Genomic DNA, 26,019 nt, shown 5'->3' on the forward strand with positions numbered 1-26,019 from the left:
TCCTGGGGGCCAACTAATGCGCAACTGATATATCAGACGTGTGCGGTACGGTATGGGAGCTGGCCGGACAGGTCAAGGGGGCATTGATGCAGCAGGTGGCGACCGAGCCCACAGGCGAGGAGCTGTCCCTCGCCGAGCGCGCTTACCGCGCCATCCGTGACCGGCTCGTCATGCTCGAGATCCGCCCGGGCGCGCCGATCAACGAGGACCAGCTGGCGCAGTCCCTCGGCGTGGGCCGTACGCCGGTGCGCGAGGCCCTCAAACGGCTGCAGTACGAGCGCCTCATCACCACCTACCCGCGCCGTGGCACCTTCGCGACCGAGGTCAACATCACCGACCTGGCCCACATCTCCGAAGTGCGCCTGGAACTGGAGCCCCTGGCCGCCGCCCAGGCCGCACGGCGCGCCACGGCCACCGACCGGGCGGCTTTGACGGCGGTGCGGCGGGAACTCGGGAGCGTGGATCCCGGCCGGCACGCCGCCGCCGAGCTGATGCATCTGGACCTTCGGGTGCACCGCGCCATCTACGCCGCCACGCACAATCCGTACCTGGAGGACACCCTCGTCCGCCACGACAACCTGGCCACCCGCATCTGGTGCCTGTTCGTCGACCGTCTGTCCGACATGGCCGGCCACGTCGCGGAGCACGGACCGTTGATCGAGGCGATCGTCGCCGGTGATCCGGACAGGGCCGCCCGACTCGCCCGCGGCCACGTCGAGGGCTTCGAACGGGCCATCCGCGACGCCATCTGAGACGGCGCCGTCCGGCTGTGCGGCCACCTACGCGCGGTCCCGCCGGTGGCTTTGCGATGTGCCCGGCGCGGCCGTTGCTGCTCCGCGTCGCTGCATGGCCCCCCCGCCGAACACCCCACCTGTGGCGGGTGACGCGATCGAACGCCGCGTCCGCGCAGTGCGCTGCTGCGGGCGAGAGCGCGCTCAGAGGTTGATCATGTGGCCGGCGAGGCCGTGGAGGGCGTCCTGTACCGCTTCGCTCAGGGTGGGGTGGGCATGGACGTTCCTGATCAGCTCGGTCACCGTGAGGTCCCATTTCTGGGCGAGGGTCAGCTCCGGGAGCAGTTCGGTCACGTCCGGGCCGATCAGGTGGGCGCCGAGCAGTTCGCCGTGGCGGGCGTCGCTCACCAGCTTCACGAAACCGGTCGTGTCGCCGAGCCCGTGCGCCTTGGCGTTGGCCGTGAAGGGGAACTTCGCCGCCCGGACGTCGAAGCCCTGCGCGCGCGCCTCGGCCTCGGTCCAGCCGAAGCTGGCGATCTGGGGCCGGCAGAACGTCGCACGCGGGATCATCCGGTAGTCCAGCTCCATCGTCTCCGCGCCGGCGATGCTCTCGGCGGCGACGACTCCCATCGCCTCGGCGGCGTGGGCCAGCATCAGCTTCGCCGTGACGTCGCCGATGGCATAGATGTGCGGCCGGCTGGTGCGGCAGTGTCCGTCCACGTCGATCGCACCGCGGTCGGTCAGCCGTACTCCCGTGGAGCCCAGCCCGTAGCCGGCGGTGCGCGGCTGGAACCCCGTGGCCTGCAGAACCCTCTCGGCCTCCAGGACCTGCTGTGCGCCACCTTGCCGGACCGTCACACGGACACGGTCCGTGCCCTCCTCGATGGACTCCACGCGGGCGGAGGTCAGCACGTTGATCCCCTGCTTCTTGAACCGCCTGGCCAGCTCGGCCGACACCTCCTCGTCCTCCAGCGGCGCGATCCGGTCGAGGAACTCGACCAGCGTCACCTCGACGCCGTAGGAACGCAGCAGATACGCGAACTCGACCCCGATGGCGCCCGCCCCGGCGATGATCAGACTCGACGGAAGGGTGTCGGCGAGGATCTGGTCCTCGAATGTCACGACGCGCCTGCCCAGCGCCGTGCCGGGGAGCAGCTTCACGGTCGCGCCGGTGGCGATGATGCAGGAGCGGAAGGAGAGCGTCGTCTCGCCGTCGCGCAGGCGTACCTGCATCGTGTACGGGTCGATGAAGGTGCCCTGGCCCTCGAACTGGGCGATCTTGTTCTTGCGCATGAGATAGCCGACGCCTTTGACGCGGCCGTCGGCCACCGTCCGGCTCCGCTCGTAGGCGCTGCGGTAGTCCAGGCGCACATCCCCGCTGATCTTCACGCCGAACTTGTCCGCGTCGTGCAGGATCAGCTGTGCGACCTCGGCGTTGCGCAGCAGCGCCTTCGCCGGAATGCAGCCGATGTTCAGGCAGACGCCGCCCCAGAAACGGCCCTCCACGACGGCCGTGCGAAGCCCCAGCTGCGCGCAGCGGATGGCCGCCACGTAGCCGCCGGGGCCCGCTCCGAGGACGACGACGTCGAAGTCAGTGTCCATGTCCATATCTCCCACGCTGTCCGTCGGCACCGTTCACGGCGCCGGTTCCAGGAGTTCCACGGGACCGGACAGCGCCGCGCGCACCCGGTGGGACACCTCGTCCACCAACACCTCGGGCCCGCCGCGCCCGATCGCGTCCATGGTCTGGGCCGCCACCTCGGCGGCCGCCACCTTGGGGACGTCGGCACCCGCCGTGGCCTCGGTGTCCACGGGGCCCACATGCACCCCGACGACCAGGGTCCCCTGCCGGCGCAGACCGGCGCGCCGGGCATTGGTCAGCGACCACTCGGCAGCCTTCGACGCCGCGTAGCTCGGCCACCGGTTGTTCACCCGCCAGGACGCCACCGACAGCCTGTTCACCAGGGCTCCGCCGCCGTTGGAAGCGAGGACCGGAGCGAAGGCCCGCGAGACCGCCCAGGTGCCCAGGTAGTTCACCTCCAACTCGCGCCGAGCGCCCTCCAGGGAACCCTCGAGCAGGCCCGGACCGGCCTGGATACCGGCATTGTTGATCACGATGGTGGCGTCCGACGCCGTAGCCGCCGCGGCCGTGATCTGGGCCGAGTCGGTGACATCGAGGTGCAGCGTCCGGACTCCCGGCTCCCGGACCTCGGCGTCGGGATTGCGGACGCCCGCATAGACCTTGGCGGCGCCCCGGTCGAGCAGAGCCCGGGTGAACGTGAGTCCGATGCCCCTGTTCGCGCCGGTCACCACCGCGACCGCTCCCTTGATCTCCATGGCCGCAAACCTCGATTCGTCCGTTGCCGCCGATGCCCACACGAAGCCATGGCCCCCTCCCGGGGGAGACCGCGCACGGCCGGCACAGCTTGAACGCTGGCCGCTCGCCGGCCGACCTGCAACCGGGGACTCGAACCCGGACGAGTCACAGCCGGTGGCGGCCCCGGCGCTTCACCGGATGACAGCCGGAACAGCGGGCAACACAATCAGCACACGGCACATTTCTGGTGAATCGCCACAACAACCTCGAACGCGGGATGCGATGAATTCCTGGGACAGCGCGAAGAAGCCGCAGGCGCCCGGCTCCGAACCCGGCGGCTCCGACGAGGGTTCGCAGGACGCGCCGCCGCCGCCCGAGCCGCGGCAGGCGCGCGCCGGGACTCTCGTACGACGCGGCAGGCTGTGGTTGTTTCCCACGGTCCTGAGCGCGCTGGTCGCCGTGGCGTTGTCGCTGCTCTACATGGGTGGCACGGTCGACCCGAACGGCAACCTGCACCGGCTGCCGATCGCCGTCGTGGATACCGACACCGGCCGGCCGCTGCCCGGTCAGCGGCAGAACCTGGGCGCCCAGGTGACTGGCGCGATCACCGCATCGGCCACTGGTGAGCGTGTGGAGTGGCAGCGGCTCACCAGCGCACAGGCACAGGATCAGCTGTCCTCGGGAAGGCTCTACGGGGCCCTGGTCGTCCCGGCCGACTTCACCGACTCCGTAGCCGCGTTGACGACGGCGCACGCCGCCAGGAAGCCGACGCTCACCGCACTGACCAATCCGGGAGTCGGCAGCCTGGGCTCCTCGTTGGCCAGTCAGATCACTCAAAACGCCGCCCACCAGGCCTCGCTGGAGGTCGGTCGGTATCTGCTGGAGAGCAACGCCGGCAAGGGAGCCGACGCCCGGACCCGGCTTTTCCTCGCAGATCCCGTCACCGTCGCCACAGCGGTCGGCCACCCCATCGGCCGGCACAGCGGCCTGGGACTCACGGCCTTCTACTACACGCTGCTGCTCGTACTCTCGGCCTTCGTCGGAGCCAACATCGTTCACAACGGCGTGGACGCGGCCCTCGGCTACGCCGACAACGAAATCGGCCCCTGGCACACCCGTCGCCCCACCGTCGCGATCAACCGCACGCAGACGCTGCTGCTCAAGATGGCCATGACCGCGGGCATCATCGTGCTCACCACCAGCCTCGTCATGGTGGCCACCATCGCCGTCCTCCGTATGGACGCCTCGCACCTGCCGCTGCTGTGGGCCTTCTCCTACTGCGCCAGCCTGGCGGTGGGCCTGGGCGTGCAGGCCATCAACGCGGCGTTCGGCGGCATCGGGCAGATCGTGGCCATGTTCGTGTTCATCGCCCTGGCACTGCCCTCGTCCGGAGGAGCCGTTCCGCTGCAGGCCGTCCCCGGCTTCTACCGCTTCCTGGGCGAGTTCGAGCCGATGCGGCAGCTCAGCGACGGAACGCGGGCCATCCTCTTCTTCGACGCCCGGGCCGACGCAGGCCTGACCCGGGCCTGGACCATGATCGCGGTCGGCTGGGCCCTCGCCTTCGCGTTCGGTTTCGGCATGACCCACTACTACGACCACAAGGGCCTGCAGCGTCTGACGCCCGCGCCGGTACCCGGGGCCACTGACTGACGTCGCGGGCGAACGGAGACCTCATGCTGCCGGCGCGGCACTGCCGTGCGGCACGCCGGTCGGCGGGAGCTGCCAGGGGCGCACGAGTACGGTGCCGGCCTTGCCGGGCCGTACCGCGTGTGCCACGGCGTCGGCCAGTTCGCCGAGGCCGTAGGGGGCGGCCACGTCGAAGTGGACACTGAGCGCCAGAGCCATCGGCTTGGCTGCGGCGACGTCGGACGCCCCGCCGCTCGGCGGAGACCTCGGACAGCCAGCGGCCGATGTTCTTGCCCTGCATCGTCAGCGCCTTGTGCAGCAGCGTGGACGTGTGCGGCGAGATCGGCTCGTGGGCCATCTGCCCGTAGCTGACCAGCCTCCCACCCGGCGTCAGCAGGTCCGAGGCTTTCCGCGAGCTTTCCGCCGATCGGGTCGAACGCCACAGCCACCGGACGGCCCGCTGCCACCTCGGTGCCGGGCGACCCACTCGCTGCCCGTGAGGTCGCCGACGTCGTACCGGCCCCGCCAGGGCCGCCGCGAACTGGTTGGTCGTGTCGACGACGATCTTTCCGGACCAGGCGGTGAGGTCCGTCAGGTTCGGGACGGTGAAGAACGGGACCGAGAGGAACACGAGCTCCGGTTTCGCCGCTTCCTCGGCCGTCCCGGCGTGGGCCAGGGTCCCAGCTCGCCGACGAGCGTGTGGGGGGTCTCCGGGCCCCGGCTGTTGCCGATGACCACCTCATGGCCGTGCCGCACGGCCTTGTCGGCGACCGCCCGGCCCACCTCGCCCGCACCGAGAACGCCGATGCTGCTGTGCGTCGTCATGGTGTTCGTCCTTGACGTCCTTGATCGTGTGCACGTGATGGATGCCCCGGTTCGGGGACGCCGACGACCGGTGGCTGTTGCCGTCAGAAGTAGTGGACGTCGCTCAGGTCGATACTGATCAAGAGGTGATCGTGGTCGGGCCGCCCGTCGGCCCGGCGGAGGTGGGCACGGCGCTTGGTGGGGAACCTGATTCCGTCTGCTTCCTCGAAGTCGTAGACATACTGTGCTGCCGCGAAACCTCCGGCGATGTCGACGTGGTAGTCGTGGCGCCTGAGGAGACGGTCGTCCCCGAAGTAGAAGTCCTGGACCGTGCTGTGGGACGCGATGTCGTCCGGGAAGGTGACCCGCAGGCAGCGCCATCGTTCCGTCGGCGACTCGTCCCAGGGTTCCGCCTCCTCCACGCCCATACCGTTCATGACCGCGAAGAACGGCGTGGTCAGGTACGTCCACAGGGCGTAGCCGTTGAAGTAGGCGCGGTCCAGCGGGTCCCAGGGTGTTTCCAGGGTGTGGCCGGTGAATGCCTGGCGCGGGTTGAGGCGCTCGGCCACGACGGTGCCGTCGGTGCGTTCGATCGCGATGCGTCCGGGCGTGAAGTCCGATCGCTGCTCGGGGGCCCCGAAAGGACACACCGAGGCGTGTTCCTCGTGCAGGCTCACGGTCATCCGGCGCGGCTGCAGATCCTGGGGCAAGCCCTTGGCCGCGAAGAGTTCTCCGTCGCTGACCAGAGTGGCGGTCGCGGTCGTGAGGCGGGCCCACCGCTTCGTGCCGCCGTGGGCCTCGAGAACTTCCGTGAGTAGGTCGTTCACATGTCCTCCATGTCCTCCACGGCCGACGGCGCCTGGTCCCCAGGTGTGCTCCAGCGCTCGCCGAGCGCATCGACGATGACCTGAGCCGCTTCGCCCGCGTGGCAGAGAGCGATCGCGTCAGAGCCACCGGCGATCTCGGTGCCCCAGGCCTTGGGTGCGACCCCGGCCAGGGTATGGGCGGCACCTTCTGCACGGCAGCCGACGCGACTGCGTGTCGTTGGGCTCGGCCCCTCCGGCCTGCCGCAGGCGTTCGGCATGTACGCCTCGAGGCGGGTTCCGTCAGGTGCACGCCCGCCGGTCGTCAGTGCGGTGCGATCGAGCGGATGAGGTCTATGCCTCGGCCGAGATTGGCGACACGGGCCTCGAGCGTGTCCCCGGCCGGGTACAGGCGCACGGTGTCCACACCCGCCTTCTGCCAGACTTCGAGGCGCTCGCGGACCATGCTCTCGGTGCCGATCAGCGTGGTGGCCAGGACCATGTCGTCGGTGACCAGCGCGGCCGCGCCGGCGCGGTCGCCCGCCTGCCAGCGTTCACGCACCTGGGCCGCGATGTCCGCCCACCCCTGGCGGCTGTAGGCGTCGTTGTAGAAGTTGGTGGAGCCGGAACCCATGCCGCCGAGGGAGAAGGCCAGTTCCCTCTTGCGGCTGCCGATGATGTCGGCCAGGGCGCCCTCGTCGGTGACGATGTTGATCTCGGCTCCCTGGCAGACGTCGAGCTGCGCTCGCGTGCGGCCGGCCCGGGCGAGCCCCGTGTCGAGGTGCGTGAAGTAGGCACCGGCCCCCTCGGGGACGAAACTCGTGCCCAGCCAGCCGTCGGCGATCTCGCCGGTGAGTTCCAGCATTTTCGGGGAGAGGCTGGCGAGATACACCGCAACGGGCACCGCCGCGAGGCTGAGGCGCATGGGGCGGCCCTCGCCGTGGGGGAGCGGGATGGTGAACCGGCGGCCCTGGTAGGAGATCTTCTCCCCGGTGAAGGCGCTGCGGATGATCTCGACCGTCTCCCGCATCCGGGTCAGCGGGCGGCTGAACGGTACGCCGTGCAGTCCTTCGATGACCTGGGGTCCGGACGCGCCGAGACCGAGCAGGAAGCGGCCCTCGGACAGCTCGGCGAGGGTCATGGCGGTCTGTGCGACGGTCACGGGGGAGCGGGTGCCGAGCTGGATGACGCCGGATCCCAGCAGTATCCGCTCGGTGCGTGCGGCGAGATAGCCCAGCGGCGAGGGGGCGTCACTGCCCCAGGCCTCGGCCACCCAGCAGATGTCCAGCCCCAGCCTCTCGGCCTCGAGGACGAAGTCGACGGTCTCGCGCCAAGGGCCGCTCGAGGCCTCGATGGTGGTCGCGGTGCGCATCACTGCTCCTGTTCCACGAGATCTTTGAGGGCGGCGAGGTTGGCCTTCATCCCGGTCTCGAACTCGCGGAGCCTGACGAACACGATCTTCTGTTCCTTGTCGGGCATGGCCTCGATGGCGAAGGTCAGTCCGGACCGGGCCGGTCCCATCTGGGCCCACTGCTCCAGCGCGGTCCCCGATCCCTGCCGGGTCAGCGTGAAGCGCCACACGCTGGAGGGATGGTCGGGGTCGCCGACCGCCCAGCCGAAGGACTGCGGGGCCTTGCATTCCACGACGGTACTGGTCGTCTCCCAGGTCCCCAGGTCGGGATGGGCGCTACGCCCGATGAAGCGGCCCCCCGGCCGAGGGGCGCTCGCTCCGTCGAGCCACTCCACCTCCTGGAGCTCGGAACTCAGCCGCGGCATGAGGTGGATATCGCTCACCAGCGCCCACACCTGTTCCGCGGAAGCGTCGATGTACGTGCTCACGGACACCGTCGGGATGTCCGCGTAGACCTGTCCCGTCCATTCCATAGTGCGTGACCCCTCCCTCGCTCGCGACCTGCATAGTTGCGCATTAAGACTTACCCTGGCAAGACCCTGCACCGCATCTGTCTGCTGAGTTTCGAAGAAAGACTCGTATGATCGGGTCATGAGGCGCACGACGTTCGCGAACTGGCCCTGCTCCGTGGCCAGGAGCATGGATCTGCTCGGGGACCGCTGGACCCCCCTGGTGCTGCGCGAGGCGTTCTACGGCATCCGCAGGTTCGACGACTTCCAGCAGGAACTCGGCATCGCCCGCAACACCCTGGCCGAACGCCTTCGTCGGCTGGTGGACGCGGGCCTGATGGAGAGGCACGTCTACGAGACCCAGCCGGTCAGGCACGAGTACCTGCTCACCGAGTCGGGCCGCGACTTCTACCCCGTGATCCTGGCCATCACGGCCTGGGGCGACCGCTGGCTCGCCGAGGAGGCGGGAGAGCCGGTCACCACCCGCCATGACGCGTGCGGCCATGACACTCGCGCCGAGGTTGTCTGCTCACACTGCAAGGAGCCCCTCTCCTGGGGGGGCGTCACCCCACGGCCCGGTCCGGGATACCCGCCCAGACTGCTCGGCCGCCCGGACGTCCGACGGAGGTTCAAGCTCGACACCGAGGAGGACCCGGCGCCGACCGGCCCCTGATCCCGTCTCGCCCGGGTGGAGTCCGGCGCACCACCGGCCCCCTGAGTGGAGGCGGTGAGGTCCGGCCGCCCGGCCGGAGCGCAGTGGGCCTGGTCGCGGAGCGCGAGCTGATGGCCCTGTCCGGTGCGGACGGCGTGCTCCCGGAACGCAGAGCACAGGTCGTGGCCTCCGGTGTGCCCGCAGGTCGGCGGATCCGTGCCGGCATGCGCTCTACCGGCCGGTTGCAAAGGCGCTCGGTGCGAGAGGCAACGGCTTCGTCGAGCAGGGCCCGCGCCCGTCGGGACGAGTCGGCCACGACGCCCGACTCCGCAGCCCCGGGAATCGGCGGGCATCGGGGGGGGGGTGGACGCTGCGGTCGCCGACCTGGCTGTATCGGTATCGGCCCCGGTGTCGGCCGGTACCGAGTGAAGAGTAGTTTCGGGTTGTTACCGGATGCCGTCGATCGAGGGGCCGTCATGACCGGGCGAACGCAACACGTCACCTATGAGCACGGGCAGGCCTTCCTCGCCTCGATCTCGGAGCGCTGGAACTATCAGATCCTCAGAGAGGTCTTCTTCGGTGTCAGCCGGTTCGGTGAACTCAAGCGTGCCCTGGGGATCTCGGCGACCATGCTGACCGCACGGCTGGGCGACCTCACCGAGATGGGATTGCTGCAGAAGCGGGCGTACCGGCCCGACAAGGCGTGGTACGAGTACCAACTCACCGACGCCGCACGCGAACTGGTCGTTCCCGCGATCGTCGCTGTCACCCGCTGGGCGGAGAGCCGGGCCGACGTCCAGGACGCCGACGCCCGACCTCTGTTGCACACCGCCTGCGGCCGAGAGACCGATCCGTATCTCGCGTGCAGCAACTGTCACCAGCCCATCGAGGCCTCCGCTCTCGTGCCCCTGGCGTCGCAGCATGGCGAGGACTCCTAGTGTTCTCCACTGACTAGTAGCGATACGCTACTAGTACGGATGTGCTGGCGTGAGAGGAGTGGATCGCGGTGACGGCCGACTCGTTGGGCAACCCGTACTGGTACTGCCGCAGTCGCGCCGGGAACCCCGGCGAGGTCGACGCCTTTCTCGCCACCGTGTGTCCGCCGCGTCCTGACGAGAGCCGAGGGTGACGACCATGGGCATCGCAACTCCCGCTGCGGCACCGGAATGGGTGCTGCGGATCATGAATGAGATCGACACGCTCCGCTTCGGCGACGGCTTCGCGCGCATGACGGACGACACGGAGATGTACTTCGGAACCGAGCATGTGGTCGGCGTCGAGGCCATCAAGGCCTTCTTCGTCCGGATCGACGCGCCACTGAACATCACGCACCGCGTACTCGAGTGCTGGACCGCTGCCGACGGCGTCCACCTCCTGCGCGGGGAGGCCACCATGGCGAAGAAGACCCGGCCCGACGTCGTCGTACGCGCCCCGTTCATGCATATCTTCCAACTCGGCGCGGACGGTACGAAGTCCGGAGCGCCGGCGTACATCAAGACCTGGCGCATCACCGCCGGTCCCTTGCGGACCGACGCCGTCATGTGACACGGGCCGTGGGGCCTGGCCCACCGCGACCGCATCGTGCACAGCTCCCCGTACAGCCCAGACCCCGTGTCGGCCCACCGCGCCGTCCTCGACGCGGTGCGCGCCCGCGACCCGCATGCCGCCGAGGCCGCCATGCGGGCCCTGCTCGACAAGGCCGGACGCGACCTGGACCGCATCGGCCGGCACGACGAGACCGGTCATCACGACGAGACGGAAGGCTCCCGCACCCCGTGAAGATCACCCGCATAGAAACCTTCCTCGTCCCCCCGCGCTGGCTGTTCTGCCGAGTCGAGACCGACGAGGGTGTCGTCGGCTGGGGCGAACCCGTGGTCGAAGGCCGGGCCGAAGTGGTCCGGGCCGCCGTGCACGTACTCGCCGAACACCTCGTCGGCCAGGACCCGTTGCGCATCCAGGACCACTGGCAGGTGCTCACCAAGGGCGGCTTCTACCGCGGCGGCCCGGTCCTGTCGAGCGCCGTCGCCGGCCTCGACCAGGCCCTGTGGGACATCGCAGGCAAGACCTACGGCGCCCCCGTGCACGCCCTGCTCGGCGGCCCCGTACGTGACCGGGTCCGGGTCTACGCCTGGGTCGGCGGCGACGAGCCCGCCGCACTCACCGAGCAGATAGCCGCCCAGGTCGAGGCCGGCTTCACCGCGGTGAAGATGAACGCGGCCGGCCCCACCGCGCCGGTCGCCACCGCCTCCGAGACCGCGGCCGTCGTCGCCCGCGTGGCAGCCGCCCGCGAGGCCCTGGGCCCGGACCGCGATGTCGCCGTCGACTTCCACGGCCGCTTCACCGCCGCCACCGCCCGTCGTGTCCTGGCCGAACTCGCCCCGCTCCACCCCCTGTTCGTCGAAGAGCCGATCCTGCCCGAACACAGCCATCTGCTGCCGGGCCTCGTCGCCGCCGGTACCGTGCCCCTCGCCACCGGCGAACGCCTCTACGGACGCGCCGAGTTCCTGCCGGTCCTGGCCGCGGGCGTCGCCGTCGCCCAGCCCGACCTCTCGCACGCCGGCGGGATCTCCGAGGTCCACCGCATCGCCTCGCTCGCCGAGACCTACGGCGCCCAGCTCGCCCCGCACTGCCCCCTCGGCCCCATCGCCCTGGCGGCCAGTCTCCAAGTCGCCTTCGCCACCCCCAACTTCCTGATCCAGGAGCAGAGCCGCGGCATTCACTACAACAAGGACGCCGACCTGCTGTCGTACGTGGTCGACCCCGAGCCCTTCCGCTTCGTGGCCGGACACGCGCCCCGCTGCGACGCCCCCGGCCTGGGCGTCACGGTCGACGAGGCCGCCGTACGCGCCGCCGCCCGCAGTGGGCACGCCTGGCGCAACCCCGTGTGGCGGCACTCCGACGGCTCCTTCGCGGAGTGGTGAGATGCCGCTCGAGATCCTCACCGGCCCCGCGCACGGTGGCCGGTGGACCTCGTTGCGCGCGGGTTCGCGGGAGTGGCTGTGGCGGCGCGCGGACCCCCTGCGCGCGGACGTGGCACCGGGTGACGCCTTCGTGGACGCCGGCGGACTGGAGGAGTGCGTGCCCACCGTCCGCGGTACACCGGACCACGGCGACGCCTGGTCACGTACCTGGACGGACGACGGCAACGGCACACAGAGCGTGCGGTGCGAGCGGTTCGCGCTGACCCGGGCCATCCGCTCCACGGCCGGTGGCGCCGAGGCCGACTACGTCCTCACGGCCGATCCCGGCTACCGCCTCGTCCGGGCGGCACATGGCCTGCTCGACCTCTCCGAGCGGGCCACCCTGCACCTGCGCGCAGGAGCGCGGACCCGCCTCTACCCCGACCCGGAGCCGTGCGTGCAGGGCAGTTGGCCCGCGCCCGGCGGAGTCCGGCTGGACCACCTGGGGCCCGACGACGGCACCGCGGTCGGAGCGGTCGTGGACACCGCCCGCTGCTGCGTGCACGACGGCCGGCACCGGCTGTCCCCGACCGTGGCGGCCGACGGACAGCCGCTCTCGTCGCCCCGTGGCGCAATCTCGGCGGCTTTCCCGCCTCCCGCCCCTACCGCAGCACCGGTGTGGAGCCGATGCTCGGCCGCGTCTTCGACCTCGCCGAAGCCGGTGCCGGCGATGCGGCCGTCGTACCCGCGACCGGCGAGGTGCGCCGGCGGTTGACCCTGAGCGACGGCTGTGCCTGCCTCCGACCCGTCCAACCGAACCCGCAACGAACCGAACCCGCAACGATTGGAAACCCCGGCTTCATGGACCTGCGAGCGGCTCTGACCGCGCACCGTCTCGTCGCGATCGTGCGCGGTGACGACCCCGACGCCGCGCTGCGCACCGTACTGACCCTGACCGAGGAGGGCATCGAACTCGTCGAGGTGTCGCTCACCGGCAAGAGCGCCCTGACCGTCATCGAGCGGGCCCGGCAGGCGCTCGGCCCCGGCCGCCCCCTCGGCGCCGGCACCGTACTGACCGCCTCCGACGCCCGGGCCGCCCGTGAGGCCGGCGCCGACTTCGCCGTCACTCCCGCGCTGGGCGAGGGCATCGGCGCGGCGATCGAGGCGGGCATGCCGGTCCTGGCCGGTGTGATGACCCCGACCGAGATCGTGGCCGCACGCGGTCTCGGTGCCGCCGCGCTGAAGATCTTCCCGGCCGCCCAGGCCGGCGGGCCCGGCTACCTCAAAGCCCTGCGCGGACCCTTCCCGCACGAGCCGTTCGTGCCCGTGGGCGGGGTGGACGAGGACGCCGCCCGCGCCTACCTGGCCGCCGGGGCGACCGCCGTCGGCGTCGGCTCCCCGCTGGTCGGCGATGCCGCCGACGGTGGAAGCCTCACCGACCTGCGCGCCCGCGCCCGTGCCTTCCGCGCCCTCGCCGAGGAGTTCACGCCGTGAGCGAGCCTGTGCGTCCGGACCGGCTGGAACTCGGCGAAGGCATCCGCTGGACCGGCGAAGGGCTCGTGCTCGTCGACATCCTCGCCGGCCGGCGCTCGCCGTGCCCGACGAGCCTGCCGCGCCCCTGCGACAACTGGCCGAACTGCCCATCCTCCTGGGCGCGGTGGCCCAGGTGGCCGGCCGCCCCGGCACCTGGATCGCCGCCGCGGGAACCGGGATCTGCCTCCTTGCCCCCGACGGATCCGTCTCCTGGCCGGCCCGGCCCGAGGCGGACGCCCCCCTGCCGATGCGCATGAACGACGCCACCGCCGACCCCGCGGGCCGGTTCTGGGCGGGCAGCATGGCCTGCACGGCTCACGAGGGGGCCGGTGCGCTCGACCGGGTCGACCAGGACGGCACGGTGACCCGGGTGCTCGAGGGCATCACCGTGCCCAACGGGCCGGCTTTCACGTCCGACGGCACCGCCCTGTACCTCGCCGACAGTGCCCGGGGCGTCCTCCGCCGCCACGAGGTCGACCCTGCCACCGGTGAACTCGGCGCAGCACGGACCTTCGCCACCGTGGCCGACGGCAGCCCGGACGGCATGGTGGTCGATCTCGAGGGCGCCGTGTGGGCAGCGGTGTGGGGAACCGGCACCGTACGCCGCTACCTGCCGGACGGCACCCTGCGGCTGCCCGCCCGGCAGCCCGCCGGAGTCTGCCTGCAGGGGGACCTCTTGCACATCACCTCGGCCCGCGTGGGCCTGACCCACCCCGGCCCCGAGGACGGTGCCCTGTTCACCACGCGGGTCGACGTGCCGGGTCCGCCCGCTGTCGGCTTCCGTCCGGCGGGGGAGGCCGTATGACGCACGGGACACTTGTGTGGCGTCCGGCCGACGGGCCCGTGGTGTGTGTCGGCGAGACCATGGCGGCCCTGGCCCCCACGCCGCCCGGGCCCCTCGAGGGCGCCCGGGACCTGCGTGTGTCGGTCGCCGGTGCGGAGTCGAACGTGGCGATGTACCTGGCCGAACTGGGGCGTCCGGTCTCCTGGCTGTCGGCGCTCGGCGACGACGCGTTCGGCCGGCGGGTGCGTGCCGCCATCGCCGCCACGGGCGTCGACGTCACCGGCGTACGCACCGACCCCGAGCGTCCCACGGGCCTGCTGGTGAAGGACCCGGGCCCGGACCGCACCCGCGTGCACTACTACCGGTCCGGCTCGGCGGCCTCGGCCCTCGGTCCCGGCGTCCTGGACGACGAACGGATGCGGTCCGCCTCCCTGCTGCACCTGACCGGGGTGACTCCGGCGTTGTCCGCCTCCTGCCGGAACCTGGTGGAACGCGCCCTGGGCAGCCCGCAGCGCGCACGGCCGTACGCGGTCAGCTTCGACGTCAACCACCGCCCCGTGCTCTGGCCCGACGGCACGGCCGCCACCGTGCTGCGTGACCTGGCCGACCGCGCCGACATCGTGTTCGTCGGACTCGACGAGGCACAGGGCCTGTGGGGATCCGACCTCCGAACGACCGGCGTTCGGGGGCTGTTGCCTCGTCCTCGCATCCTTGTCGTCAAGGACGGTGCTCGGTCCGCCACCGCCTTCGGCGGCGAGGGCGCGTGCACGGTACCGGCGTTGCGTACGAAGGTCGTGGAGCCCGTCGGCGCGGGCGACGCCTTCGCCGCAGGCTTCCTCGCCGGACTGCTGGACGGCGGGGACCTGCGGCGTGCCCTGCGGCTCGGCCACATCACGGCGTCGTCCGCGCTCAAGGCGAGCGCGGACCACGGGCCGCTGCCCGACACGGACACGATTGAGCGGCTGCTGGAGCTGACGGACGAGGGCTGGGCGGGACTCGAGCCGACGGCGGTGTGAAGCGCCGTCGGCCCGGGCCGCTCGATCGCCCCCGTGGGGCAGCCACTCGGCGGGGGCGTGCGGGTACCCGTGTGCGTCAGGTGCGCAGGAGCCGCAGGTCGATCGCGTCGGCCATGGCCTTCATGCCGTCGTCATCGGGGTGGAGGTGGTCGCCCGAGTCATAGGCGGGGTCGAGGGCGGCGGGCTTCGAGGGGTCACGCATGGCCCGGTCGAAGTCGATGACGCCGTCGAAGGCGCCGCTGGTGCGGATCCACCGGTTGACGTTCTGCCGGATGGCCTCGGCGGCGGGTGTGTAGTAGCCGTTGCCCTCGTCGGGCATCAGGGTGGCACCGATGACGCGGACGTGGGCGGAGTGTGCCTCGTCGATCAGGGTGCGGTAGCCGTCGATGAGGTCCTGGGCGGTCAGCGGCCGGCCCTCGGGACCGGCGTTGTTGCCGATGTCGTTGATTCCCTCGAAGAGGATGACATCCCGAACGCCCGCCTGGCCGAGGGCGTCGTGCCCGAAGCGCTTGAGGGCGCTGACGCCCTGCCACGGGTTGGGCACGTCCGTGAGGACCCGGTTGCCGCCGATGCCGGAGTCGACGACGCTCAGCCTCTGCGGGCCCGGTTCGGCGAGCAGTCGGCGCGCGAGGAAGTCCGGCCAGCGGCTGTAGGTGCCGGTCGAGGAGTGGTAGCCGTCGGTGATGGAGTCCCCGAAGGCGACGACGGAGCCCCTGGCGGTCGGCGACACGACGTCCAGCCCCGCCAGGTAGTACCAGGAGGTCGTGGTGGTGCCGAACGCGGCGGCGCTGTCGTCCCCGGTGTGGTTGCCGGAGGCGATGTAGGTGGTGTCGAATGCGTCGGAGTGCCACGTCGACATTCCCGTGGTGCCGGGCACGTACATGCTGACGAGCAGGTTCTCACCCGCGCTGACCGGGATCGGGACGACGTCGCTGACGGCCTCGTCGCCGGCGGGGATCGTGACATGGCGCGAGGCGCCGAAGGTGACGTTGCGTATGGTGCCGCGCGTCGCCTGTCCACCGCTCGCCTGGACAGCCACGTCCACGGCGCCGACGTCGAGCGGGGTGGTGCTGTACCGGTTGGACAGGGTGATGCGGGCGCCGGAGCCCGCGACGCTGCTGTGCACCACCATACGGATGGTCTGGTTGGCGAAGGACGGGCCACCGGTCGTCATACCGGGCGACCAGGCACTGACCCGTGTGCCCCTGCCCTGCGGCGAAGACGTGGCGGCGTGTGCCACGTGCGCGGTGCTCAACGGAACGACCGCGAGGGCCATGCCGGTCAGCACGCCGCACACGGTCAGCAAGGACCTGTGACGCGGTTGGCGATCCGCCGCCGTTCTTCTCTTGTCCCGGGACATGGTCGATCTCTCCACTCTGCTCGTCGTCCGAATCCCCCACGGGGCGGGGAGGTTTGGCCCGTCCGGCACCGCTCGAAGTGTCGCGTGGGCCGGACGGGCCGTACGGTCGCGTCTGCCGTCGGTCTCAGCCGAGGTTGGCCAAGGTGACGGACTCACCCGGCCTGAGGCTGATCCTGCGTGACCTGCTGCCCGCGAAGACGGTCGTGTCACGGCCGCCGACGCTCTTCAGCGTCACCTGCGTGACCTTGCCGTTCCTCCACCTGAGGTCGGCGACGAAGCCGCCGCGGACGCCGACGCCGGACACCGAGCCGGACGCGGCCCACGCGGCGGGCAACGCGGGCAGCAATTCGACATGGCCCGGCCGCGAGTAGAGCAGCATCTCGATCATCGCGGAAGGGGTGCCGAAGTTCGCGTCGATCTGGAAGATGCCGCGGCCCTGGCCCATGTCCATGATGTCGAAGAGGTTCGACGCGCTGCCGTTGCTGCCGTTCACCGACGGCTTCAGGTTGTTGACAACGAGCTGGTAGGCCTTCTCCGGGTTCTTCAGCCGCGCCCAGCACAGGCTGCGCCAGGCGTTGGCCCAGCCGTAGCTGTTCATGCCGCGTGCGGTCAGCAGGGCAGTCGCGCCGGCGAGGATGTCCTTCGGGGTGGAGTCGTCCGGGCGGATGCGGTCGCCGGGGAAGAGGCCGAAGAGCGGGGAGAGGTGCCGGTGGGTGGTGTCGCCGAGGTTCTCGGGCGACATCCACTCCTCCAGCCAGCCGGTCTCAGGGCTGACCACGGGCAGGTACAGGCGCTCACGCAGGCCGTCGACGGTCGCGCTGTAGGAGGTGTCCCTGCCGAGCACCTGGGTTGCGGTGTGGTAGTTGCCGAAGAGGTTCCACACCAGTTCCTGGGCGTAGGTGATGCCCTTGGCGTCCAGTGGCCCCTGCTCGGGGGACCAGTCGCTGTCCGCGATGAGGACCTCGCGCGAGGATCCGGAGGCGTCGGTGACGGTCGTGGTGAGGAGACGGGCCTCCCAGAACTCCACGGCGCCTTTGAGGAGCGGATAGATCTTGTCGAGGTAGGCGCGGTCCTGGGTGTACTCGTAGTGCTCGAACAGGCTGTGGCAGAGCCAGGCGTTGCCGGCCGGGTGCCACCACCAGCCGCCACCGCCGTAGGGGTTGGTGGAGATGGCGACGGTCCAACCGGCAATCTTTCCACTGGAGTTGCGGTATCTGTTGGTCGTACTGTTGAACAGCCGCCGGGTCACGTCCGTCCAGCACGGCAGCTGGGCGAGGCAGTAGTCCGCGAAGGCGTCGAAGCAGTCGGACAGGCCCGCCCGGCCGGCCATCCAGTAGTTCATCTGTACGTTGATGTCGGTGTGGTAGTCGCCCATCCAGTCCGGATCGTTGCCGTCCAGCCAGGGACCCTGCAGTCCCATCGGCAGGCTGCCCCGTGATCCGGAGATCATCAGGTAGCGGCCGAACTGCAGGTAGGCCGCTTCGAGTTCCGGGTCCGGGACGTTGTCCCGGTCGCGTGCCTGCACCCGTTGCCAGGTGTCCAGCTTGCGCTGGGCGGCGGACGACGGGCCGAGGTCGACGCCCAACTGCTCGAACACGGGCCGGAAGTCGGCGACATGTGTGTGCAGCAGAGCGGTGGCGGAGTGACCGGCCGCGTCGAGGACCTTGGTCCGCGCCAGGCCCTGCGGGTCCAGCGCCGGGTCACGGAACCCGGTGGCCGCATCCGGCGCGTAGTCGGTGCCGCCGCTGACCACGACGGTGAGGTCCTTGCAGCCGCTGAAGGAGATGGACGTCCCGTTCACGGCAACCCTGCCGGTGCTGCTGCGGACCGTGACAGCGGCGCCGTACTTCAGCCCGTTGGCGAGGGAGGCACCGAAGGAGGCGCAGCGCCCGGCACCGTCCGTGGTGATGGACTCGCCGTGTGTGCCGGTGAGGGAGACGGTGCCGGTGTAGGTACCACCGCCCTGCTGGGTGAAGTACGCGACGACGACGTCGTCCGGGCGGCTGGCGAAGATCTGCCGGTGGTAGGTGACACCGGACAGGTCGTACGACGCGCTGACGACTCCCTGGGCCAGGTCGAGGGTGCGACGGTAGTTGTCGACGGAGCCCAGGTCGTGCTCGGGGATGTCGACGCCGAGTTCGGCGAGCAGGGTCAGCGAGCCGAAGTCGTCGCGGCCGTAGGGGAATTGGCCGTCGTCCTGCAGGGTGTCGTTGAGGCCACCGGTCCAGAGGGTGGCGTCGGTGATCATCAGCAGTTCGCCGGAGGGGTCGTTGCCCGCGAGTGCTCCGAGGCGCCCGTTCCCGACCGGCAGCCCCTGCCGGATCATCGAGCCGGAGGATGCGGGAGCCTGCCACCACAGTTGGTTCTTCGCGGCGGCTGCCGTGGACAGCAGGGGTGAGGAGGTGGGGCGCAGGGGAGCCGCCGAGGCGGTGAAGGTGGGCAGGCCGCCGAGGGCGGCGGCTGTGCCGGCCGCGGCGGCGAGGGCGAGGAAGCCCCTGCGGCTCGGGTGGTTGTCGCGCGATTCGGTGTGCTGGATGTCCACGGTGTGCACTCCATGTCCGGGGAACGGCGCATGCGGAACGGCGGATGCGGGAACGGCGGATGCGGTGCGGGCCCGGGTGGTGCCGGTTCCCGGGACCCGCGGCAGGGATCAGGCGGACTTGGGTACGTCGATCCTGTCGATGTCGGGTGAGTAGTCCCACCCGCTGTCGAACGTGATGGTGTTGGTGCCCGCCTTCAGGGCCAACTGGACGCTGACGGTGTCGGCGGTGTCCCAGTCGCCCGTGGAGGGGAACCTCAGACTGGTGCCGTTGCCGCTGTTGGAATAGACGGTCACCGAGCGGGAGTCGCCGCTGACGTAGGCGACGTTGACGGTGTAGATGCCGTCCTTCTTCACCGTGACGTCGTTGAACTGCAGCTTGCTGTCGAGGTACAGGTTGCCGACCTTCTTGCCGCCGGAGCACGCGTCACAGGTGGCCACGGTGGCGTTGCCGGTCAGGGTGTTGTTCGCGGACTCGGCCTCGTAACTGGTGGTCGCCGACGGGGTGCCGCCGGGCTTGACGATGAACAGGCGGGAGCCGTGGGCGGGCAGGGTCTCGGTGATCTTGTTCTTGTACGTCCTGAGGTTCTGGTGGTTCCACAGGTCGCGTACGGAGGCCGACCCGGCGAAGCCGAAGGACGCCCAGTCGGCGGTGACGGAGGCCGGCGCGTCGGCGAGGTTGAACAGGGCGACGGTGTAGGTGCCGTTGGGGTTCTTGGTCCCCCAGACCTGCTGGTCGCCCATCGGGGTGACGGGACGTGCGACGGGCGAGGTGTTCTGGTCGACGGCGATGACTTCCTCGTTCGTCAGCAGGGAGAGACCGTAGCTGTCGAGCTTCGTGAGATCGTCACCGGTGAACAGAGGCGATTTGTTGATGGCCCACAGGGTCATGTAGCTCTGCCGCTCGGCGTTGGTGAGGCCGTCCATGGCCCCGTTGCCGACGTCGAGCGCGTCAAGGTCGTTCCAGCCGCCCGGGCCTGCCTGACGGCTCCACGCCGGGGCGTCGTTCCAACGGTCGTTGACCGAGTTCTCCCAGGTCACCAGGGTGTTGCAGTAGCACTCGACATCGGTGTCGATGCGCCAGCCGTTGGAGTACTTCCTCCAGTCGGCGGCATGGCCGATGTCGAGCGACCAGGAGAGTTCCAGGTGGATCGCGCGGCCGGCGGCGGCGATGGCCCGGTGCCAGGCGGCGACGTCCGCGACGTTGTTGTAGTTGTCACCGGACTTGGACGAGCCGGGGCCCACACCGTCCAGCTTGAGGAAGTCGTAGCCCCAGTCGGCGAGCATCTGCGCCTGTGAGTCGACGTACTTCTGTGCACACGGGTTGTCGAAGTCGAGCTTGTAGGCGCTGTCCCAGCCGTTGGTGGTGCGCAGATCCGGGTAGACGACGTCCGCGGTGGTGCACCCGGGGGCGTTCCGGATCGGCACCTTGCCGTCGCCGTACGCCCCCTTCTCCAGGCCGACGGGCAGGTAGATGCCGGCCTTGAGGCCCTGGGAGTGGATGTGGTCGGCGACCGACTTCATCCCGTGGGGGAACCGGACCGCGTCGGGCGTCTGCCTGCCGTACTGGTCGAACTCGGACGTCCAGTTGCCGTCCATCCACCAGCCGGCGTCGATGTTGACGTGGTCGTAGCCGTACTTCTTCAGCGTGGTGGCGAGGGCGTCCGTCTGCTTCAGGACGTTCGCCTCGGTGAGATAGCTGTAGTTGCCGTTCGGGTTCAGGCCCGGGTACTGGGAGGACTGCATGCTCCAGCTGGACCAGCCCATGTAGGGCTTGGCTGCCAGGCCCGAGGCGGCGTCCTGGGTGGTCGAGACCGAGGTGGTGGCCGCATCGGTGGACGGGGAGCCGACGGCCACGGCCCGGGTGGCGGCGGCCGGGACGGCTGCGGCGAGCCCGGTCGTGACGGCCAGAACCAGCGCCGCCGCGAGGCTACGACGGGAAAGGCCGGAGAAGTGTCTGCGCAGGGCTCGGTACGGGGATGACCGCATGGGTCGCCTCCTGGGGCGGGGTGAGATGAGCGGTGTCGTGCGGTGGTGTCCGGTGCGGGACGGGCGGTGTTCGGGGCAGCGGGAGGCGGGACACCGGGCGGGGCGCCCGAGCGAGGTGCCGGGTGAGCCCGGCGGCCGGGACATCGGGTCCGGGGCTCAGCTGCCCGAGCCGATGGTGAGCCGGCCGGTGAACCGTCGCCGGAGCGTGCGGTGCACCGGCAACCGGGGGGGCGCGGTGATGAGAGCGCGCGGCATGGTCACTCCTCGTACATGTCTGATCCCATGAAGGACTGGATGGCGGTGGCCGCGGCCCCCCGCGCCCACTCCTCGAACGGCAGGGGACGTGTCATGACGTCGCACTGCGCGGCGGTTCCGTAGGCGGAGGCGGCGAACGCGTCCTGGACGCCCTCGGCGACCAGGTCGTAGGCGGCCAGGCCCTCTCCGGAGATGATCACCCGTTCGGAACCGAGGAGGTTCACCAGAAAGCCGATGGCCCTGCCGATGGCTTCACCGGCCCGTGCGTAGACCGCCCTGACACCGGGGTCGTTGCCGTGGGCCAGGTCCAGTGCCTCGGCCGCGTCCCGCACCTGCCGGCCCGTGGCCGCGCGCACCGCGCGGAGTATCGCGGGGTCCGCCGCGATCGCCTCCGCGCATCCCCGGTTGCCGCAGTGGCAGAGCGGTCCGAGCGGGTCGAGGGACACATGCCCGATCTCGCCGGCCACACCGTGCGCGCCCGACACCACCCGCCCGTTCACCACCAGGCCGCAGCCGATACCGGCGCCCACGGTCACCAGGGCGAAGTCCGAGAGTCCGACTCCGGCCCCGAACCAGTGCTCGGCGACGGTGAGTGCCCGCACGTCGTTGTCGACCGTGACCGGCAGGCCGGTCGCGGTCCCGGCGATCTCGGCGAGCGGCACGTCCCGCCACTCCAGGAAGGGCGAGTAGCGGACCAGTCCGTCCGAGCGGTCCACGTCCCCCGAGATGGCGATGCCCAGCCCCCGCACCCGCACACCGAATCCGTCGGCCTCCGTGAGCAGTTCCTGGACCAGCGCGGTGAGGGCGGGGAGCACGGTCTCCGGCTTGCGGCCCGTGAGCCGCAGGTGCCGGGAGACCCGGACCCGGCAGCACAGATCGGCCAGCACGGCGATGATCTCGTCGCCGGTCACCTTGACGCCGATGAACAGTGCCCTCCCGCCGTCCACCCACACCAGGTTGGCCGGTCGGCCCACGGCGGGCCGTGCGGCTTCGTGCACACCCTCGACCAGATAGCCGAGTTCCATCAGCGGCCGGACCGCCTTGGTGACGGCGGCCGCAGAGAGGCGGGTGCGCCGCGCCACCTCGGACCGAGTGAGCGGACCGTGGGAGAGCAGGGTGGTGAAGACCAGGGAAGCGGCCGGCGTCATCGCCGGGGCTGCCTCGTGGGAAGGGGCCGAGCGCATGGCCGGAAACTTAGGGAGGTTCTTTTTCGCTGTCAATGAATTAAGCACAGTCCTTTTCAAGGACACGAGTTGACCAGGGTGGACCTGGAAAACGCAGACAGGGAGCGTGCATTGACACCTGATCGAAGGAAGGGTTGGCTGCAGACTGCTTCTGTGTGGCGCTCTCCCCACGTGAGGACCCATGTCTGCGATCTCCTTCGACCCCGCCTCGGGTGTCTGGCTGCTGTCCACTGCGCGCACGTCGTACGCACTGTGGATCGACCCCACGGGCGCACCCTGTCACCTGGCCTGGGGGCCTCCGCTGACCCTTGCGGCGGCCGGTCGGCTGGTGCTCCCGGCCGGGGAGGTCAGCAGTTTCGAGGGCCGTTCCCCGGCCGGCGAGGAGCTGCCGGTCGACGGCGGGGCCCGGTACGGAGTGCCGTCCCTGCGGGTACGGTTCGCCGACGGCACCCGGGCCTTCGAGTGGGCGCACCTGGGCCACCGGATCGGCGAGCCGGCGCCCGGAACGAAGGAACTGGCCCTCGAGTTCCGTGACCGCCACTACCCACTGGCAGTTGCGCTCCACTACCGCGTCCACGACGACACGGACGTCGTCGAGCGCTGGACCGTGCTGCGCAACACCGGCCGGCAGCCCATGGCCGTACTGCGCGCGGACTCGGCCGCCTGGACGCTGCCGCCGCGTGACCACTACCGGATCAGTCATGTCACGGGCCAGTGGTCGGCCGAGGGCCTGCTGCACCGGGAGCCGGTCCCGCACGGCGAGACCGTGCTCACCAGTCGGCGCGGCATCACCAGCCACCACGCGAACCCGTGGCTGATGCTGGACGCCGGCGATTGCGGCGAGGACCGGGGCGAGGTGTGGAGCGCGGCCCTGGCCTGGAGCGGAAGCTGGCACCTGACCGTGCAACGCACACCCGACGGTCGTACGTCCTGCACGGGTGGAGCGGGGCACGACGGAACGGAACTGCCGCTCGGCCCCGGCCAGGAGTACGCCACCCCACGCTTCGCGGGCCTGTACACCGACCGCGGGTTCTCAGCCGCGAGCCGCGCCTGGCACGCGTACGTGAGAAGCCATGTGCTCCCGCACCCGGACGAGATGCGCCCCGTGCTGTTCAACTCCTGGGAGGCCACCGGATTCGAGGTCGACGAGGCCGGCCAGAAGGCACTCGCGGTCCGGGCCGCGCAGCTCGGGGTGGAACTCTACGTGGTCGACGACGGCTGGTTCCGCGGCCGCCGCGACGACAGCGCCGGACTCGGCGACTGGACCCCGGGCACCGAGCGGTTCCCACGGGGGCTCGTCCCGCTCGTCGGGGAGGTCCACCGGCTCGGCATGCGCTTCGGCCTGTGGGTGGAGCCGGAAATGGTCAACCCCGACAGTGATCTGTACCGCGCGCACCCCGACTGGGTACTGCACTTCCCGCACCGCACCCGCACCGAACTGCGCAACCAGCTGGTGCTCAACTTCGCGCGTGACGACGTCGCCGAGTGGGCGTACGGATGGCTGACCCGGTTGGTCGCGGACAACGGGATCGACTTCCTCAAGTGGGACATGAACCGCGCCTTCAGCGAGGCCGGCTGGCCTGCCCGCGAGGACGGGCAGGACCTGCTGTGGACGCGGTACGTGCACCACCTCTACGACGTGATCGACCGGCTGCGCGCGGACCACCCCGGGCTGCGCATCGAGACGTGCAGCGGTGGCGGCGGCCGTGTCGACCTGGGCATCCTCTCCCGCACGGACCAGGCGTGGCCGTCCGACAACACCGACGCGGCCGACCGGGTCTCCATCCAGCACGGCTTCAGCCAGATCTACCCGGCCCAGGTGATGGCGGCCTGGGTGACGGACGTGCCCAACCAGCTCACCGGCCGCTCGGTGCCGCTGCGTTACCGCTTCCACGTCGCCATGGCCGGGGTCCTGGCGGTGGGCGGCGACCTTGCCCGCTGGACACCGGAGGAACTGTCCGAGGGTGCGGAGCTGGTGGCCCAGTACAAGACGGTCCGTCACATCGTCCAGCACGGTGTCCAGCACCGGCTGCGTGGCCCCGTCGACGACGGGCCGACCGCCGTGCAGTACACGACGGCCGACCGCCGCGAGGTCCTTGTGCTGGTGTGGCAGCGGGCACCCCGCCACGGCACCCCGCGCCCCGCCCTCAGGCTCGCCGGACTGGACCCCACCGCGTGCTACCGGGACGTCACCACCGGCGCCGTCCACCACGCCTGCGTACTGACCGGGTACGGCATCGCACCCGAACTGCCGACCGGTGACTGGTCCAGTACGTCCCTGCACCTGATCAGGGTCGACGACATGACGACCGAAGGCACAGGCTCCCACTGAATCCTCAATTTCCTATACGATTTTGCCCCTTCCTTCGGCGCGTGGTGGTCGATCGACAGGTCGACGCAGTCGGAGTCTGATGCCTCACCTCGACCTGACGGCCATTCAATTACCGCTTTGAGCTGCAGTATCATGATGACCAACGTGGTTGTTGCGGTTCGATGGGTTGACGGAGGGCGGTAGGTGCCCGACCATCGCCCTACGAGTTTCCTATGTGATTCTGGGAAGTGGTGGAGATGCGTCCCCCGACCCGTTCCGTTCTCTCAGGAGCTGCCGCCGTTGCTGTCCTCATGGCGGGTTCGGCGGCCTGCACCATCAAGAACTCCGGCTCGCCCTCGGGTGTCCAGGCCCCTGTGGCCGCCAAGTCCGGTACCGGACCGGCCGAGTTGGCCGACGCGTCGGGGATCAGGGTGGCCCTCGTGCCCGGCGGGGCCCACCCGTACTTCCAGCCGTGGAGGGCGGCGGGGGTCGCGACGAAGAAGAAGTACGGCCTCGGGGACGTGATCTTCGACGAGACCTCCGAGTGGGACCAGCAGAAGCAGGACAACCTGCTCTCCACGCTGGCCGCCCGCGGCTACAACGCGTTCGGGATCTTCGGGGTGTCGCCCACCGACATCAACACCACCTTCGCGGATCTCAAGTCACAGGGATTCGCCGTGGCCTCGCTCGCCTCCTGCCCGGCCGGAGGCACCGACAAGGCCGACTTCTGTCTGTCCACGGACGTGGAGGCAGCCGCCTACAAAGCAGCCGAGGCCGCGATCGAGGCCATGGGCGGCAAGGGCACGCTCGTCCACCTCACCGGCAACAACGTGGACGCCAACACGCAGTTGCGCATCAAGGGAGTGGCCGAGGCGGTGAAGGAGTCCGGCGGCAAGGTGAAGCTGCTGCAGACCGTCACCGACGTCGACACGGACCTGCAGACCGCGCAGAAGGCGGTCTCCGACCTGCTCGCCGCCAAGGGCAACCAGATCCAGGGCATTGTCACCACCGCCTACAACCCCGCCGTCGCCGCTGCCGACGCGGTCCGCAGTACCGGCTCCCAGGCCAAGGTCGTGGCCATCGACGACGACGCACAGATCCTCAGCGGTATCGAGAACGGCTCGGTGGCCGCCACCGTCGTACAGAACCCCGTGGGACAGGCCGAGGTGGGGACGTGGGCGCTGGCGCTGCTGCAGACGAAGCAGTGCACCATGCGCCGGCCGGGCCGGACGATCGACTCCGGCTCGTTCGTGGTCACCAAGGCGAACGTCCACACCTATGACTCGGCCAGGAAGGCGAAGACCGAGCAGCTCAAGAAGCAGTTCGCCGACACCGTCCTGGTCTGCAAGTGACCG

At 70.4% G+C, this 26,019-nt stretch carries 21 protein-coding genes and 3 pseudogenes; 13 read left to right on the forward strand and 11 right to left on the reverse strand.

All coding sequences use genetic code 11. The annotated features are described in order from the left end of the window. The first annotated feature begins 86 nt into the window (after positions 1-86). Entirely contained in the window at positions 87-752 is a 666-nt protein-coding gene (locus tag GQF42_RS41670; protein WP_158931229.1) for a GntR family transcriptional regulator, read from the forward strand. Between the two features lie 183 nt (positions 753-935). Here GQF42_RS41670 and lpdA read toward each other — a convergent pair whose 3' ends face one another. Continuing rightward, the gene (lpdA, locus tag GQF42_RS41675; protein ID WP_158928761.1) at positions 936-2,333 is read right to left on the reverse strand and encodes a dihydrolipoyl dehydrogenase; all 1,398 of its coding nucleotides are present in this window, start codon (positions 2,331-2,333) and stop codon (positions 936-938) included. A 33-nt stretch (positions 2,334-2,366) separates the two neighbouring features. Beyond that, on the reverse strand, positions 2,367-3,068 hold the full coding sequence (locus GQF42_RS41680; RefSeq protein WP_158928763.1) for an SDR family oxidoreductase: 702 nt from the start codon (positions 3,066-3,068) through the stop codon (positions 2,367-2,369). Between the two features lie 262 nt (positions 3,069-3,330). On the opposite strand from GQF42_RS41680, the gene GQF42_RS41685 reads away from it, so the two are divergent. Continuing rightward, the gene (locus GQF42_RS41685) at positions 3,331-4,698 is read left to right on the forward strand and encodes a YhgE/Pip domain-containing protein (RefSeq protein ID WP_158928765.1); all 1,368 of its coding nucleotides are present in this window, start codon (positions 3,331-3,333) and stop codon (positions 4,696-4,698) included. Between the two features lie 21 nt (positions 4,699-4,719). Here GQF42_RS41685 and GQF42_RS46510 read toward each other — a convergent pair whose 3' ends face one another. From GQF42_RS46510 to GQF42_RS41715, 5 genes and pseudogenes are all read right to left on the reverse strand, one after another. Beyond that, positions 4,720-4,893 carry a hypothetical protein gene (locus tag GQF42_RS46510; protein ID WP_233273668.1) on the reverse strand — a complete coding sequence of 58 codons (174 nt, stop codon included), beginning with the start codon at positions 4,891-4,893 and terminating at the stop codon, positions 4,720-4,722. Between the two features lie 382 nt (positions 4,894-5,275). After that, positions 5,276-5,499 (reverse strand): annotated as a pseudogene (locus GQF42_RS41700) (NAD(P)-binding domain-containing protein); the annotation flags it as partial. A gap of 83 nt (positions 5,500-5,582) precedes the next feature. Then, complete coding sequence (locus GQF42_RS41705; protein WP_158928769.1) at positions 5,583-6,305, reverse strand: hypothetical protein; 723 nt, start codon at positions 6,303-6,305, stop codon at positions 5,583-5,585. Positions 6,306-6,606: 301 nt separating this feature from the next. Continuing rightward, entirely contained in the window at positions 6,607-7,653 is a 1,047-nt protein-coding gene (locus GQF42_RS41710; protein WP_158928771.1) for an LLM class flavin-dependent oxidoreductase, read from the reverse strand. Beyond that, the gene (locus tag GQF42_RS41715) at positions 7,653-8,165 is read right to left on the reverse strand and encodes an SRPBCC family protein (RefSeq protein ID WP_158928773.1); all 513 of its coding nucleotides are present in this window, start codon (positions 8,163-8,165) and stop codon (positions 7,653-7,655) included. Before GQF42_RS41715 ends, GQF42_RS41710 begins: the two co-directional genes overlap by 1 nt. A gap of 118 nt (positions 8,166-8,283) precedes the next feature. Here GQF42_RS41715 and GQF42_RS41720 point away from each other — a divergent pair, with 118 nt between their 5' ends. The 9 genes and pseudogenes from GQF42_RS41720 to GQF42_RS41760 all read left to right on the forward strand — a co-directional run bounded on the left by GQF42_RS41720 (position 8,284) and on the right by GQF42_RS41760 (position 15,026). Continuing rightward, positions 8,284-8,814 carry a winged helix-turn-helix transcriptional regulator gene (locus tag GQF42_RS41720; protein WP_158928775.1) on the forward strand — a complete coding sequence of 177 codons (531 nt, stop codon included), beginning with the start codon at positions 8,284-8,286 and terminating at the stop codon, positions 8,812-8,814. A 455-nt stretch (positions 8,815-9,269) separates the two neighbouring features. Beyond that, entirely contained in the window at positions 9,270-9,731 is a 462-nt protein-coding gene (locus GQF42_RS41725) for a winged helix-turn-helix transcriptional regulator (protein WP_158928777.1), read from the forward strand. A gap of 196 nt (positions 9,732-9,927) precedes the next feature. Then, a complete protein-coding gene (locus tag GQF42_RS41730; RefSeq protein ID WP_158928779.1) occupies positions 9,928-10,338 on the forward strand; it encodes a nuclear transport factor 2 family protein in 411 nt (136 codons plus the stop codon). Positions 10,339-10,350: 12 nt separating this feature from the next. Next, positions 10,351-10,572 (forward strand): annotated as a pseudogene (locus tag GQF42_RS41735) (FCD domain-containing protein); the annotation flags it as partial. Further along, positions 10,569-11,714, forward strand: coding sequence for a galactonate dehydratase (dgoD, locus tag GQF42_RS41740; RefSeq protein WP_158928781.1), 1,146 nt, complete (start codon positions 10,569-10,571; stop codon positions 11,712-11,714). The pseudogene GQF42_RS41735 and the gene dgoD, both read left to right, overlap by 4 nt. Before the next feature lies 1 nt (position 11,715). Beyond that, complete coding sequence (locus GQF42_RS41745) at positions 11,716-12,468, forward strand: hypothetical protein (RefSeq protein ID WP_325100399.1); 753 nt, start codon at positions 11,716-11,718, stop codon at positions 12,466-12,468. An 86-nt stretch (positions 12,469-12,554) separates the two neighbouring features. Beyond that, on the forward strand, positions 12,555-13,187 hold the full coding sequence (locus GQF42_RS41750; RefSeq protein WP_158931231.1) for a bifunctional 4-hydroxy-2-oxoglutarate aldolase/2-dehydro-3-deoxy-phosphogluconate aldolase: 633 nt from the start codon (positions 12,555-12,557) through the stop codon (positions 13,185-13,187). Beyond that, positions 13,184-14,031, forward strand: a pseudogene (locus GQF42_RS41755) (SMP-30/gluconolactonase/LRE family protein). Before GQF42_RS41750 ends, GQF42_RS41755 begins: the two are co-directional and overlap by 4 nt. After that, the gene (locus tag GQF42_RS41760; RefSeq protein WP_158928783.1) at positions 14,028-15,026 is read left to right on the forward strand and encodes a sugar kinase; all 999 of its coding nucleotides are present in this window, start codon (positions 14,028-14,030) and stop codon (positions 15,024-15,026) included. The pseudogene GQF42_RS41755 and the gene GQF42_RS41760 overlap by 4 nt, the downstream one beginning before the upstream one ends. A 76-nt stretch (positions 15,027-15,102) precedes the next feature. Here the strand turns inward: GQF42_RS41760 and GQF42_RS41765 are convergent, their stop codons facing one another. From GQF42_RS41765 to GQF42_RS41780, 4 genes are all read right to left on the reverse strand, one after another. Next, the gene (locus tag GQF42_RS41765; protein WP_233273669.1) at positions 15,103-16,314 is read right to left on the reverse strand and encodes an SGNH/GDSL hydrolase family protein; all 1,212 of its coding nucleotides are present in this window, start codon (positions 16,312-16,314) and stop codon (positions 15,103-15,105) included. Between the two features lie 196 nt (positions 16,315-16,510). After that, positions 16,511-18,928 (reverse strand): glycosyl hydrolase family 95 catalytic domain-containing protein, encoded by a 2,418-nt coding sequence (locus tag GQF42_RS41770; protein WP_158928787.1) that lies wholly within the window; start codon positions 18,926-18,928, stop codon positions 16,511-16,513. A gap of 108 nt (positions 18,929-19,036) precedes the next feature. After that, positions 19,037-20,914, reverse strand: a complete 1,878-nt coding sequence (locus GQF42_RS41775; RefSeq protein WP_158928789.1) for an alpha-galactosidase D — start codon at positions 20,912-20,914, stop codon at positions 19,037-19,039. 257 nt (positions 20,915-21,171) lie between these two features. Then, on the reverse strand, positions 21,172-22,353 hold the full coding sequence (locus GQF42_RS41780) for an ROK family transcriptional regulator (RefSeq protein ID WP_199272981.1): 1,182 nt from the start codon (positions 22,351-22,353) through the stop codon (positions 21,172-21,174). 181 nt (positions 22,354-22,534) lie between these two features. Here GQF42_RS41780 and GQF42_RS41785 point away from each other — a divergent pair, with 181 nt between their 5' ends. Next, complete coding sequence (locus GQF42_RS41785) at positions 22,535-24,685, forward strand: alpha-galactosidase (protein ID WP_158928791.1); 2,151 nt, start codon at positions 22,535-22,537, stop codon at positions 24,683-24,685. A 236-nt stretch (positions 24,686-24,921) separates the two neighbouring features. After that, complete coding sequence (locus GQF42_RS41790) at positions 24,922-26,016, forward strand: sugar ABC transporter substrate-binding protein (RefSeq protein WP_158928793.1); 1,095 nt, start codon at positions 24,922-24,924, stop codon at positions 26,014-26,016. Positions 26,017-26,019: the final 3 nt, after the last annotated feature.

The organism is Streptomyces broussonetiae, assembly GCF_009796285.1.
GTDB classification, from domain to species: domain Bacteria; phylum Actinomycetota; class Actinomycetes; order Streptomycetales; family Streptomycetaceae; genus Streptomyces; species Streptomyces broussonetiae.

Bases quoted from the DNA above. Each gene is read 5' to 3' on its own strand.
- GQF42_RS41670 (WP_158931229.1), top strand. From the start codon at position 87: ATGCAGCAGGTGGCGACCGAGCCCACAGGCGAGGAGCTGTCCCTCGCC.
- GQF42_RS41760 (WP_158928783.1), top strand. From the start codon at position 14,028: ATGACGCACGGGACACTTGTGTGGCGTCCGGCCGACGGGCCCGTGGTG.
- GQF42_RS41780 (WP_199272981.1), bottom strand. From the start codon at position 22,353: ATGCGCTCGGCCCCTTCCCACGAGGCAGCCCCGGCGATGACGCCGGCC.
- GQF42_RS46510 (WP_233273668.1), bottom strand. From the start codon at position 4,893: ATGGCTCTGGCGCTCAGTGTCCACTTCGACGTGGCCGCCCCCTACGGC.
- GQF42_RS41685 (WP_158928765.1), top strand. From the start codon at position 3,331: ATGAATTCCTGGGACAGCGCGAAGAAGCCGCAGGCGCCCGGCTCCGAA.
- GQF42_RS41775 (WP_158928789.1), bottom strand. From the start codon at position 20,914: ATGCGGTCATCCCCGTACCGAGCCCTGCGCAGACACTTCTCCGGCCTT.
- GQF42_RS41745 (WP_325100399.1), top strand. From the start codon at position 11,716: ATGCCGCTCGAGATCCTCACCGGCCCCGCGCACGGTGGCCGGTGGACC.
- lpdA (WP_158928761.1), bottom strand. From the start codon at position 2,333: ATGGACACTGACTTCGACGTCGTCGTCCTCGGAGCGGGCCCCGGCGGC.
- GQF42_RS41710 (WP_158928771.1), bottom strand. From the start codon at position 7,653: ATGCGCACCGCGACCACCATCGAGGCCTCGAGCGGCCCTTGGCGCGAG.
- GQF42_RS41750 (WP_158931231.1), top strand. From the start codon at position 12,555: ATGGACCTGCGAGCGGCTCTGACCGCGCACCGTCTCGTCGCGATCGTG.
- GQF42_RS41680 (WP_158928763.1), bottom strand. From the start codon at position 3,068: ATGGAGATCAAGGGAGCGGTCGCGGTGGTGACCGGCGCGAACAGGGGC.
- GQF42_RS41715 (WP_158928773.1), bottom strand. From the start codon at position 8,165: ATGGAATGGACGGGACAGGTCTACGCGGACATCCCGACGGTGTCCGTG.
- GQF42_RS41725 (WP_158928777.1), top strand. From the start codon at position 9,270: ATGACCGGGCGAACGCAACACGTCACCTATGAGCACGGGCAGGCCTTC.
- GQF42_RS41720 (WP_158928775.1), top strand. From the start codon at position 8,284: ATGAGGCGCACGACGTTCGCGAACTGGCCCTGCTCCGTGGCCAGGAGC.
- GQF42_RS41785 (WP_158928791.1), top strand. From the start codon at position 22,535: ATGTCTGCGATCTCCTTCGACCCCGCCTCGGGTGTCTGGCTGCTGTCC.
- GQF42_RS41790 (WP_158928793.1), top strand. From the start codon at position 24,922: ATGCGTCCCCCGACCCGTTCCGTTCTCTCAGGAGCTGCCGCCGTTGCT.
- GQF42_RS41730 (WP_158928779.1), top strand. From the start codon at position 9,928: ATGGGCATCGCAACTCCCGCTGCGGCACCGGAATGGGTGCTGCGGATC.